At 70.0% G+C, this 12,243-nt stretch carries 11 protein-coding genes; 3 read left to right on the forward strand and 8 right to left on the reverse strand.

What is annotated here, in order from left to right:
* The 4 genes from ESP51_RS14295 to ESP51_RS14310 form a co-directional block, all read right to left on the reverse strand.
* On the reverse strand, positions 1-670 hold a 670-nt coding region (locus tag ESP51_RS14295), incomplete at its 3' end, for an NAD(P)/FAD-dependent oxidoreductase (RefSeq protein WP_129521572.1).
* A 116-nt stretch (positions 671-786) separates the two neighbouring features.
* On the reverse strand, positions 787-1,059 hold the full coding sequence (locus ESP51_RS14300) for a GlsB/YeaQ/YmgE family stress response membrane protein (RefSeq protein WP_129521573.1): 273 nt from the start codon (positions 1,057-1,059) through the stop codon (positions 787-789).
* A gap of 130 nt (positions 1,060-1,189) precedes the next feature.
* Positions 1,190-1,972, reverse strand: coding sequence for a YidC/Oxa1 family membrane protein insertase (locus ESP51_RS14305; RefSeq protein WP_129521574.1), 783 nt, complete (start codon positions 1,970-1,972; stop codon positions 1,190-1,192).
* A gap of 97 nt (positions 1,973-2,069) precedes the next feature.
* The gene (locus tag ESP51_RS14310) at positions 2,070-2,366 is read right to left on the reverse strand and encodes a DUF6412 domain-containing protein (RefSeq protein ID WP_129521575.1); all 297 of its coding nucleotides are present in this window, start codon (positions 2,364-2,366) and stop codon (positions 2,070-2,072) included.
* A gap of 232 nt (positions 2,367-2,598) precedes the next feature.
* Between ESP51_RS14310 and ESP51_RS14315 the strand changes: the two genes are divergently transcribed.
* Positions 2,599-6,891 (forward strand): Ig-like domain-containing protein, encoded by a 4,293-nt coding sequence (locus ESP51_RS14315; protein ID WP_241843183.1) that lies wholly within the window; start codon positions 2,599-2,601, stop codon positions 6,889-6,891.
* Here the strand turns inward: ESP51_RS14315 and ESP51_RS14320 are convergent.
* From ESP51_RS14320 to ESP51_RS14335, 4 genes are all read right to left on the reverse strand, one after another.
* A complete protein-coding gene (locus ESP51_RS14320; protein WP_129521577.1) occupies positions 6,872-7,996 on the reverse strand; it encodes a Gfo/Idh/MocA family protein in 1,125 nt (374 codons plus the stop codon). The genes ESP51_RS14315 and ESP51_RS14320 overlap by 20 nt on opposite strands.
* A complete protein-coding gene (locus ESP51_RS14325; RefSeq protein WP_129521578.1) occupies positions 7,966-8,679 on the reverse strand; it encodes a ThuA domain-containing protein in 714 nt (237 codons plus the stop codon). Before ESP51_RS14325 ends, ESP51_RS14320 begins: the two co-directional genes overlap by 31 nt.
* On the reverse strand, positions 8,676-9,869 hold the full coding sequence (locus ESP51_RS14330; protein WP_129521579.1) for a Gfo/Idh/MocA family protein: 1,194 nt from the start codon (positions 9,867-9,869) through the stop codon (positions 8,676-8,678). The genes ESP51_RS14325 and ESP51_RS14330 overlap by 4 nt, the downstream gene beginning before the upstream one ends.
* A 96-nt stretch (positions 9,870-9,965) precedes the next feature.
* The gene (locus tag ESP51_RS14335) at positions 9,966-10,520 is read right to left on the reverse strand and encodes a PadR family transcriptional regulator (RefSeq protein WP_129521580.1); all 555 of its coding nucleotides are present in this window, start codon (positions 10,518-10,520) and stop codon (positions 9,966-9,968) included.
* Positions 10,521-10,589: 69 nt separating this feature from the next.
* Here ESP51_RS14335 and ESP51_RS14340 point away from each other — a divergent pair, with 69 nt between their 5' ends.
* Entirely contained in the window at positions 10,590-11,039 is a 450-nt protein-coding gene (locus ESP51_RS14340) for a hypothetical protein (protein WP_129521581.1), read from the forward strand.
* A gap of 41 nt (positions 11,040-11,080) precedes the next feature.
* Complete coding sequence (locus tag ESP51_RS14345; RefSeq protein WP_479683769.1) at positions 11,081-12,160, forward strand: DNA polymerase IV; 1,080 nt, start codon at positions 11,081-11,083, stop codon at positions 12,158-12,160.
* Positions 12,161-12,243 lie beyond the last annotated feature (83 nt).

The following is a 12,243-nucleotide window of genomic DNA, read 5'->3' on the forward strand; positions in this document are numbered from 1 at the left end:
GCAGGTCGGCGCCGAACGCCCGGGCCACCTCGCCCGACCACGGGCCCGCCGCCACGAGCACCGCGCCGGCGGCGACGTCGCCCGCGGTCGTGCGCACTCCCGTGATGCGTCCTGAGGCGTCGCGGAGCCCACCGGTGACCGTGACGCCGACGCGGACCTCCGCTCCGTGCAGCCGCGCCGAGGCGAGCAGGGCCTCCGTCGCGATGACCGGCTGCACCTGGGCGTCCTCGGGGTAGTGCACGGCGGCAGTGATCGCGGGGTTCAGCTCGGGCTCGAGCGTGCGGGCCTCGCCGAGGTCGAGCGCGCGTGCGTCGACGCCAGCGATACGCTGCGACGCGGCGAACGCGAGCAGCGGCGACGCACCGGCATCCGTCGTCGCGACCACGAGCCCACCCTTGCGCTCGTACTCGATCGCCGGGAACGCGGTGCCGAGCTCTTGGGCCAGCTCGGCGGCGACGACGGGCCAGAGCGACGCAGCGTACTGCGCGAGCCGCAACTCGGGGCCTGGCCCCTTGTCGGAGACGAGCAGGTTGCCCTCGCCGCGGGCGCTCGTGCCGGATGCCGCGGCACCGCGTTCGAGCACCGTGACGCGCAGTCCGGCCATGGCGAGCGCACGCGCACACGCAGCGCCGATGATGCCGGCACCCACGATCACGACGTCGCTCGACATCGCTCCAAAGTATCGCCTGCGATGCACCCGCCGATGCACCGCCGCGGCGGGAGACAGGAATGGGCGGATGCCTCCGGGGAGACATCCGCCCATGTCGGTTGGAGCTGTGGTATCGGCTAGGCCGTCCGGTCGCGGCTTCCGCGAGTAACGAGCCCGTAGATCAGCAGCACGATGATCGAGCCGCCGATCGCAAGAAGCCAGGTGCCGAGGTCCCAGAACTCCGTCAAGGGGCGGTTGAGGATCAAGCTGCCCAGCCATCCGCCGAGAAGGGCCCCGACGACGCCGAGCAGCAGTGTGACGAACCAGCCGCCGCCTTGCCTGCCGGGCAGGATCAACTTGGCGATGGCTCCGGCGATGAGGCCGAGGATCAGGAACGCGAGGAAACTCATGCAATGCTCCTTCGTTTCGGGGTGTGTGCTCACGAAACCACAGTGAAAAATCGGCGGCAACCCCTTGTCCGAAGGCCTCGATTCGCGCTAATGCCCCGGAATCCCGCCGATCGGCTCGCTCGAGCGCCCGTCACGCGGTCCGCACCTCCGGAAGCGGATACGCGCGCCGCAGCACCACTCGCTGCGCGAGCGTCCACGCCACCGTGACGAAGAGGTAGAGCGCCGCCGCGAGCGGCACGAAGACCGCGATCACCGCCGTGATGAACTGCAACAGGCCGAGCACGCGCACCGCGCCGGCTCCCGCGAGCGGGGACACGGGTGCTCCGGCCGGACGGCCCGCGGCGGCGGCATCCGGTCGAAGTGCGAACACCCGCCGCGTGGCTTCGCCGACGAGGGCGATGCCCACGATCACGACGCCGAACACGATGACAGCGCCCGGTGCGAGCGTGCCGGCGACGACCGAGCCCGCGAGGCTCGAGCCGAGCGGAACCCCGAACAGGGTCTGCGCGAGGAGCTCGTTCGGATGACCCGCGATCGTCGGCAGGATGAAGAGCGCGTAGATGATGCCGACGATCGGCGCCTGGATGAGCATCGGCAGGCAGCCGGCCAGCGGAGAGGTGCCCTCGTCGGAGTAGAGCGCCATCATCTCGCGCTGGAGGCGCTCGGGATTCTTCTTGTGGCGTCGCTGCAACTCGGCGAGCTTCGGGGCGAGCCGCGCGCGATCGCGCTCCGCCTTCGCCTGCGAGATGCCGACGGGGATCAGCGCAGCCCGCACGAGCAGGGTGACGAGCACGACGGCAGCGGCCGCGCTCGAGACGCCGATGAGCGGCTCGAGCAGGCCGGCGAGGCCCATGAGCACGGTGTGGGCGCCGTCGAGGAGGGCGGCGATGGGCGGGAGGGCATAGAGGTCCATGAGGGTTCCTTGCGGTCGAGGGAGGTCGGAATCCGTCTGGCCGCGCGGTCACCTCATCGCCTCGTCGATGCGAGGTCGTGAGGGACGCCGGATGTCGCTACGCGGCCGGGATGCCGCGGCCCGGCGCCCTCGGGCGGGCACGCCCCGGCGCGTCGGGCGTGATCTGCGCGAGCAACCGCCAGGGTTCGACCGACTGCTTGAACCTCGTCGCGGCGGCGCTCGGATCGGCCGCGACGATCGCCGGCAGCGCGTGGCAGGCGGTGACGACGACCGCGACCGCGGCGGCGCCCACGACGCCGACACCGATGAGCAGCAGCGTCGCCTGCATGTTCGACGCGAGCGAGACCTCGAGCGACGCCTGCGCGTAGCGGAAGAGGGCCGTGAGCAGTTCCATCACACGCCTCCGTTCCGGTGCGCCGCGTCCGTCGAGAACTTCGGTGCGACAACGGTAACACCGCGAAGGTTCGGCGACCCTGGACGTCACACGCTCGTGCGGCCCGGATAACGTGTGCTAGCTTCTCTCCAGACACAATGATGTTTACGTGAACATGCTCACGTCGACATTCGCAACGGCGCGGAGGTTCTCAATGGGTTCGGCTCGACGTACGCGGTTCTTGGCATCGGCGGTGACCGCAGTGCTCCTGGGCCTGACGGCCGCGACACTGTCACCGGTATCCGTCGCTTCGGCGGCGGTGCCCACGACGGATGCCCCGCCCACCTACGACCGCTACCAGGCGGTCGCCGATCCCGGCCTCACGGCGCCGGGCTACTTCCAGCCGTATTGGTACGACACCGAAGGCCGTCACATCCAGGCGCACGGCGGCCAGCTCGTCGCGGGCACCGAGCTCGGCGTCGAGACCGACGAGATCTCCGCCGGCGAGGAGAACGGCCGGGCCGTCTACTACTGGTACGGCGAAGACCGCTCGAACGGCTACTACAACAGCCCCGGGGTCGCCGTGTACAAGTCGTACGACACCCTGAACTGGTCGAACGAGGGCGTCGCCCTCCGCTCGGTCACGAGCAAGGCCGAGCTGCAGGGCGAGTACTTCGATGCGCTCTACGACACCGTCGACGATGGCGGGAACCCGAACACCGCGACCATCGACGAGCTCTTCTACTACCTGAACGTCAGCCAGTTCGAAGCCGACGGCACGACGCCGCGCATCCAAGCGATCTTCGAGCGGCCGAAGGCGCTCTACAACGCGAGCACCCAGACGTGGGTGATGTGGTGGCACGCCGACGGCAGCACGTCGCCCGGCGGAAGCAACTACGCGCGGTCACTCGCCGCCGTCGCGACATCCGACAGCCCAACAGGTCCGTTCACGCTGCAGGGCGCCTTCCGCCTCTACAACGAGCCGACCTACCGCACGGCCTGCAACCAGAACGGCGCAGTGCCCGGCGGCGCGCGAGACATGACCGTCTTCCAGGACACCGACGGGAACGCGTACGTCTCGTACTCTTCGGAGGAGAACCGCTCGCTCTACATCGCCAAGCTCAACGCCGAGTACACGAATGTCGAGAAGACCACCACGACCGACCCCACGGGCGTGCAGTTCTCGGCCGACGGACGATACCCGTACATCTTCGCCGACGGCACCGCGGGCGCTCCGCAGAACCACGTCGACTACACGATCGTGAAGCGGTGCGGCCTGCTCGAGGCGCCTGCGATCTTCGTGCATGACGGGCGCTACTACCTCGTGGCATCCGGCGCCACCGGATGGCGGCCGAACCCGCAGACCTACTACACGGCCGACAGCATCCTCGGCGGTTGGATCCGCGGCGTGCAGTCCGACGATGCGCACGAGGCGGTCTCCTACGACACGATCCCCGAGGGCGGCGACGGCCTGCTCTCCGTCGGCGACTCACGCAAGACCTCGTTCGGCTCGCAATCGACGAACGTCTTCCCGCTCGATGCCGCGAAGGGCCACTACGTCTACATGGGCGACCGGTGGAACTCGGGCGCCGCGGACTCCACCTATGTCTGGCTGCCGATCACCATCGGGGAGAACGGCAGGCTCCAGATGCGCAACCCCGCCGTCGAGAACGCGAAGTGGGCGACCGGCTGGGATGCGACCTACTGGGACGACAAGGGCGCCGGCTCCTACATCTGGAACGTGACGGATACCGGGCTGCCGGCGACCGCTCGAACGAACCAGGACCTGACCTCCCTCCTGCCACCCACCGTCGAGGTGACCGCGAACGGCCAGGCCGCGCAGGTGCCGGTCACGTGGAACACGACCCTCTTCACCGCACCCGGGCGCCAGACCATCACCGGCACGCTCGCCGCCGACGGCGTGTTCACCGCCGGACGCACGTTCGCCCGCACCATCGACGTCGAGGGCCGAGGACTGTTCAACATCGCGCCCGCGGCATCCGCCGGCGCATCGAGCCGCACCAATCTCGCGGCGACGACGAACGACGGGAGCACCGCGAAGGGCTGGGACGACTGGGCGACGAACTCGGCATACCCCTTGAACAGCTGGCTCAGCTACACGTGGAACGAGCCGCGCACCCTCGCGAGCGTCAGGGTGCACGCCTTCAAGGACGGCTCCACGGCCACCTGGCCCTCGAAGGTCGCGGTGCAGTACCACAACGGCGCCGGCCAGTGGGTCGACACCTCGGTCTCGGCGACCGTCGAGCAGAACAACGCCTCCCCCGCCCCGGTCATCGAGCTCGACGTCGCCCCGCTGCCGGCGACCACCGCGATCCGCCTCAACCTGACGACGCAGACCCGCACGTGGCAGTCGATCAGCGAAGTGGAGATCTTCGGCTACGGCTCGAGCGCGGCGACCGCGCTCGGCGACCTGCAGGTCGACGGGGTGACCGTGCCCGGATTCTCTCCGGCCACGTGGAGCTACACCGTCGTCGGCAAGAGCCCCGCCGAGCGAGTCGTGACGGCGACGCCGGGCGACGCCTCGTCGCGGGTGTCGATCGTGCAGGCCACGGCCGCCGACCCGTTCGCGTATGCCACGGTCGCCGAGCTCGACGCCTCGGGCATCGCGGCGGTGCAGACCTACCGAGTCGGCTTCGTGACTCCCGCAACCGACGCGACGCTCTCGTCGATCACCGTCAACGGCCAGCCGTTGACCGGCTTCTCGCCGGGCACGACCTCGTATGACGGGATCCCGATCCCCGACGGGTCCACCCCGACGGTCGCCGCGACCACGACCGACGGCAAGGCCATTGCCACGGTCGGCGCATTCGACCCTGCCAGCGGCAAGCTCGTCATCTCGGTCACCGCTGAAGATCCCGCCGTGACGAAGACGTACACCCTCGGGTTCACCTACGACTCGCGATCCACGGATGCGAACCTCGGCACCCTCACGGTGAACGGCACCGCGGTCGCCGGGTTCTCCCCCGACACGCTCGCCTACACCGTGCCCATCGGCGCGTGGGGCGCGATGCCGGTCGTGGAGGCCACGACTCGCAGCGCGGCGGCATCCGTCACGAAGAGCGTCGACCTCTCGACCGCGGTGATCACCGTCGCGGCGGAGCATCCGGCCTACTCGAAGCGCTACGTGCTCACGTTCAGCACCCCCGACGGATGCGCCGACACCACGATCGACGCGCCCTGGCGCTCGGCGGCGTGGGGCACTGCGGCGAACGCCTCGTTCTGCGAGGCCGCCGGATCATCGTTCCGGATCTCGGACGCCAACGACGGGGCGTGGACGACGAAGGACAACCTGAGCGTCATCTCCCAGCCCGAAGCGGTCGCCGTCGGCGATGCCATCGAGACGTACGTGTCGACGGTCGACAAGGGCAGCAACACCGACCCCCGCGCGGGACTCGTGCTGCGCAACGACCTCACGATCGCCGGCAAGGCGACCGCGAAGGGCTACGTCATCCTGACGACGAGCCCCACGGGCGCCTACCTGCAGTTCGACGCCAACAACAACGGCTACATCGACACGCAGACGACGAACGTCGCCGCCGGCGCCTGGCCGGTGCACCTGAAGCTCGAGTACACGAGCAGCACGACGGCGACGGGCTACTACCGCACGGCGACATCCGACCCGTGGAAGGACGTCGGCACCGCGACCCTGTCGGCTCCCGACGCGAAGCTCGACGCGGGGGTGTTCGCCGCCGGCAACAACGGGAAGGGCGCCTCGGTCGCGTCGCTGCTCGACACGCGGCTCACGCCGAAGCCGGTCACGGTGACCTCGGTGGACCCGGTGACGGCCGAGACGACCGCCGGCGTCGCCCCCGTGCTGCCGACCTCCGTCACGGTCGGGCTGAGCGACGACAGCACCGAGCCCCGCGCCGTCGTCTGGCCCGACATCCCGTCTGAGAGCTATGCGACGGCGGGCTCGTTCACGATCGAGGGTTCGGTGGAGGGCACGGAGTTGACGGCGACCGCCACCGTCACGGTCTCGGCCGCACCGGTGACCGTCACGTCGATCCCACCGGTCGAGGTGCAGACGAAGGCCGGCACGGCACCCGAGCTTCCGGCCGCGGTGCCGGTGGTGCTCAGCGACGGCGGCACCGAGCAGCGCGCAGTCGCCTGGGAGCCGATCGAGCCGTCGGCATACGAGGCCGCCGGATCGTTCACCGTGTCGGGCAGCGTCGAGGGGACCGAGCTGCGCGCCGCCGCGGTCGTGTCGGTCACCGCAGTGCCGTTCATCGCCACGACGACGAAGCTCGACGCGCCGGCCCCCGCGCCCGGCAAGCCCGGCACCGCGGTCGTGACGGTGAGCGCCGCCGACAAGTCGACGGCGTCGGGCACGGTGATCGTGACCGTCTACCGCGGCTCCGAGGTCGTCGCCACGGCGACCGCCGAGCTCGCGAGGGGCAAGGCGAAGCTCTCGATCGCGGCGCTCCCCGCGGGCGCGTACGCAGTGGTGGCCGAGTACCAGGGCACGTCGACGTTCACGCCGTCGAGTTCTCCCTCGATCGCCTACGTCATCGGGAAGGCGAAATAGCTCGGCTGCCCATCCACTCCGATTGCGGTGTGAGGGGCACCGGCTCGGGCCGGTCGACCGACGTGGTGAGCTCCAGTCGCCGACCGACCCGAGCCGATTCGAGCAGCGCCGTCATGATCTCGAGGCTGTGCAGCGCGACATCCGCTCCGGCTCGAGGCCGACGGCCGTCGCCGGCGCTCACGAAGTCGAGCAGCCCGGCGCCGCGAGTCGCCGCGACGTAGCCCGCCGACGGCTCGAGCTCGCGCCAGCCCGGCGCGTCGATCGTCGCGAGCCGCACGTCGCCGTCGAAGTTGTTTGGATCGGGCACGGCGAGCGTGCCCAGTTCACCGTGCACCTCGATCGGCGCGGCCGTCGTCGCAATGCCGTCGAAGCTCGTCGTGATCGTCGAGAGGGCGCCGTTGACGTGTTCGAGGATGCCGGCGACGTGGGTGTCGACCTCGACGGGGATGCGCTCGCCCGCCCGCGGTCCGGTGGCGATCACGCGTTCGGCGCGCAATCGACTGGAGGCGCCGGTGACCGATCGCACCGGGCCGAGCAGCTGGATGAGCGCGGCGACGTAGTACGGCCCCATGTCGAGCAGGGGCCCGCCGCCCTCGCGGTAGTAGAAGTCGGGGTTCGGGTGCCACCGCTCGTGGCCGGGCGTGACCATGACGGCGGATGCCGCGAACGGCCGTCCGATCACGCCGCCGTCGATCGCCGCCCTGGCCGTCTGCGTGCCGGTGCCGAGCACGGTGTCGGGTGCGCAACCGAGGTGCACGCCCGCGGCATCCGCTGCATCGACGACCTCGCGCGCCTGCGCGAACGACGCCGCGAGCGGCTTCTCGCCGTAGACGTGCTTGCCCTTGCCGATCGCCGCGAGCGCGATCTCGGCGTGTGCGGCCGGGATCGTCAGGTTGAGCACCGTGTCGACCTCGGAACTGCTGAGCAGCTCGTCGACGGCCATCGCGCGCGCATCGGGGAGCTCGGCGGCAACGGCCTCGGCACGCGCGGCATCGAGGTCGGCGACCGCGCTGATGCGCACGGATGGAGCGCCGGCGAGCGTGTCGAGGTACGCCCGGGAGATGACCCCGAGTCCTATGATGCCGATGCGGTGCGGGTCGCCCACAGCATTCCCCTTTCGATGACGGTGCGCACGTTGGCGTCGCGGAGGATGTCGGGGCTGTGCCCGGGCGTCGTCACTACGATGCGCCCGTCGCCCCAGAGCCGGGTCCAGATGGCGGGCGAGGTGATCGGCCGGTGCCACGGATGCCACGGCTGCACGGGATGCGTCGTCGTGGCGAGCACGTCGATCAGGTCGTCGTGCAGCACCCAGTACTGCTCGGTGGTGAGCTCGAAGTCGTCGATTCCCTCGGTGATCGGATGCCGCCGGCCGAGGTCGGTGATGTCGACCGTGTAGCTGAGGTAGTTGTTCTCCTCGGATCCCTCGCGCAGCTGCGACGGCTCCTTGCTCGGGTGGGTCGCGAATTGCCCGCCGACGAGCTGCAGGTAGTCGGATGACGCGCGGAATGAGTCGGCGATGCCGCCGTGCCATCCGGTCAGTCCGGTTCCTGCCGCGACCGCGGCGCGCAAGCCCATGACCTGCTCGTGCGTGATCTCGGACATCGTCACGCTCTGCACGATGAGGTCGACCGTGGCCATGGCGGCTGCGTCGGCGTAGATCTCGGGGGACTCCTCGACCTGCACGTCGTAGTCGTTCGCTTCGAGGAAGGGGATGAACAGTTCGGTGCTCTCGACCGGGTGGTGGCCGTCCCAGCCGCCTCGGACGATGAGCGCTCGGTGTTGCGTCATGCGCGGGGCCTTTCGACGGGCGTCGCCCGTGATCTGTCGGATGCGCTCGCCTCGACTGAGGCGAGCACACGTTGCACGTCGAGCGCCTCGGCGAACGACGGCGAGGCTGGTGCCTCGCCCGCGATGGCGCGGATGAACTCGACGGCCTGGTGCGTGAACAAGTGCTCGTAGCCGATCCCGTGACCGGTCGGCCACCAGTTCGACATGTACGGATGCGCCGGATCGGTCACCTGGATGCGCCGGAATCCCTCGGCGTCGGGGTCGGCACCACTGCCGTCGAAGTACTCGAGCTCGTTCATGCGCTCGAAGTCGAAGGCCACTGAGCCGCGTTCGCCGTTCAGCTCGATGCGGTTCGCGTTGCGCCGCCCGGTCGCCATGCGGGTCGCCTCGAAGACGCCGAGCGCCCCCTCGGAGAACGAGGCGGTGAAGGCGGCGGCGTCGTCGACCGTGACCGGCCCCTTCGGCGCGTGCTCGTCGCCGCGGCCGCCCAAGCCGACGGTCTCGGCGCGCTCGGGCCGCTCGGTCACGAAGGTGCGCATGGTCGCCGACACCTCGGTGATCGACTGGCCCGTCAGCCACTGGGCGGTGTCGATGCTGTGCGCGCCGATGTCGCCGAGGGCGCCGGAGCCCGCCTTGGTCCTGTCGAGGCGCCACGTCAGCGGCGCGTTCGCATCGCGCAGCCAGTCTTGAAGGTAGGCCGCGCGCACGTGCCGGATGGCACCGAGGCGCCCCTCCTCGACGAATCGCCGGGCGAGGATCAGCGCCGGGGTGCGGCGATAGCTGAACCCGCACATCGCGATGGCGCCCGTCGAAGCATGTGCCCGCTCGGCCGCCTCGGTCATGCGCTCGGCCTCGGCGACGGAGTTCGCGAGGGGCTTCTCGCACAACACGTGCTTGCCGGCCTCGAGGGCGGCGATGGCGATCTCGGCGTGCGTGTCGCCCGGCGTGCAGATGTCGATGACGTCGATGTCGGGGTTCGCCACCGCTGCTCGCCAGTCGGTCGACCACTGCTCCCAGCCGAGCCGGCCGGCGCGATCGGCGGTGCCCTCAGGGCTGCGTCCCACGAGCAGTTCGAGCCTCGGCTCGAGCGGAAGGTCGAAGAAGTGCGGCGCGGTCCTCCACGCTTGCGAGTGCGCCTTGCCCATGAAGGCGGTTCCGATCATGGCGACCCTCAGCGAGTCCTTCGTCATCTTCGACCTCTTTCCATTTGCCCTGTCGAGGATCCCAGCAGGCGGCGCGGACTTCCAATCCTTGCGCAAAAGACGAGGCGATTCGATCCTCTCGAGCTAGCGCACGTAGCGCTCGCGCTGCCCGTCGAGCGAGGCGAGGGTCTCTTCGGCCCAGTCGATCGCGGCCCGTGCGGTGTGCTCCCCGGCGGAAATGGTGATGAGCCAGTAGGCCTGGTGCTCGGGGAAGGTGGTCTCCGCTTCGACGCTCGCGCGCACGCCCTCGTACACCGCGAGCTGCTGGCGCGCCGAGTCCCTTGCTCGCTCGACGAGTTCCCTGCAGGCGTCGGGTCCGAGCACGCGGCCGAAGAAGAGGCGCAGCATGAGGCCGTCGCGGCGCGGAGCCGGGGCATCCGGCTCCTTGAGCAATTGCACGAGGCGCGCCCGGCCGTCGGACGTGAGCGAGTAGGTGGATGACCCTGCCCTCGTGCCCTCGTGGCGCTCGACGAGCCCGGTTCGTTCGAGCTCGGCCAGGGCGGGGTAGATCTGGCCGAAGCTCTCGCTCCAGAAGAACCCGAGCTGTTCGCGGATCGCCGCGCGCACGGCGTACCCCGTCATGGGCTGCACGCCGAGCACGCAGAGCACCGCGAGTTCGGTCTGCTTCACTCTTGCCATCCGCCGTACCTATCTGTTAGATATATCTTCAAGATACTTCAATTCAGCCTACACAAGAGGATGCCCGTGATGAACACCCAGCTCGATCCCCTGCCCGCGCGCCGGTTCGCCCGGCCCGCCGCGGTCGCCGTCGCCGTCCTGTTCGGCGGGCTGTCCGCGTTCGAGATCGCCCTCGCCGCCGGGGTGCCTTGGGGTGAAGCAGCGTTCGGCGGAGCATCGGCCGTGCTCGAGCCGGGGCTGCGCGTCGCTGCCGGTGTCACCGCGGTCGTGTGGGCGGCGGCAGCCCTCATCGTCCTGCGCCGCGCCGGGCATGCGGTCTGGGCGCCGCTGCCGCGCCGGGCGCTCCCGGTGGCCGTGTGGGTGCTCGCCGGCTACACCGCGCTCGGTGTGCTGACGAACGCCATCTCGCCGAGCCCGATCGAACGCGCCATCTGGGTGCCGGTGACGATCGCGATGTCGGCGCTCTGCTTCGGGATCGCCATCGCCCTGCGCGGGCGGCGGGCGACGCGCGCGAGCTGAAAAGCGGCACCGATCCGCGGCGGTGTCGACAGAATGGTCCTGTGAGCCAACGACGGAGCTCCTGGGTGCTGCACGTCGACCTCGACCAGTTCATCGCGGCCGTCGAGGTGCTCCGGCGCCCCGAGCTCGCGGGCAAGCCGGTGATCATCGGCGGGCGGGGCGACCCGACCGAGCGGGCCGTGGTCTCGACCGCGTCGTATGAGGCCCGCGAGTTCGGAGTCGGTTCAGGGATGCCCCTGCGGATCGCCGCTCGCAAGGCACCTGATGCGGTGATCCTCCCGGTCGACGCCGAGGCCTACCTCGCGGCATCCGAAGAGGTCATGGCGACCCTTCGCGCGCAACCGGGAGCAACCGTGCAGGTGCTCGGCTGGGATGAGGCGTTCATCGGCGTGGAGACCGACGACCCCGAGGCGTACGCACGGCAGCTGCAGCAGGCGGTGCTCGAACGCACCCGACTGCACTGCAGCGTGGGCATCGGCGACACCCTCGTGCGGGCCAAGGTCGCGACCGGGTTCGGCAAGCCCCGCGGGGTGTTCCGGCTCACCGCCGACAACTGGCTCGAGGTGATGGGCGACCGGCCCACCATCGATCTGTGGGGCGTGGGGACGAAGATCTCCCGCCGCCTGGCGGGGCACGGCATCAAGACCGTCGCCGAATTGGCCGCCACCGACCCCGACAGTCTCGTGGCCGAGTTCGGCCCGAGGATGGGACCGTGGTACGCCCAGCTCGGCCGAGGCGAAGGCGCGCAGGTGGTCGACGACACGCCCTGGGTGGCCCGCGGCCACAGTCGTGAGACCACGTACCAGCAGGACCTCACCGAGCCCGCACAGATTGAGGCTGCCGTGCGGGAGCTCGCCGCCAAGGTGCTCGAAGACATAGCAGCAGAGGGCCGGCCGGTGATCGGGCTCACGCTCAAGGTGCGCTACGCGCCGTTCATCACCAAGGTCTTCACCAGGCGAATCGCCGAGACGTTCGACCGCGACGTCGTGCTGGCCGGGGCGCTCGGCCTCGTCGGCAGGATCGAGCCCGGCCGGCCGATCAGGCTGCTGGGACTGCGGGCCGAGATGCCCATGCCCGACGACGCCCGCGAGGGACACACGCCGACGCGCAGCGGCTGGTGAGCGCCGGATTCCTCCGCGATGAGCCATGCGTCCACTTCTTACGCAGCTTCGGCATCCGCGTTTGGTTCAGAAGTTAGCTAAGG

It is taken from the genome of Agromyces albus (genome assembly GCF_004134825.1).
Lineage (GTDB): Bacteria > Actinomycetota > Actinomycetes > Actinomycetales > Microbacteriaceae > Agromyces > Agromyces albus.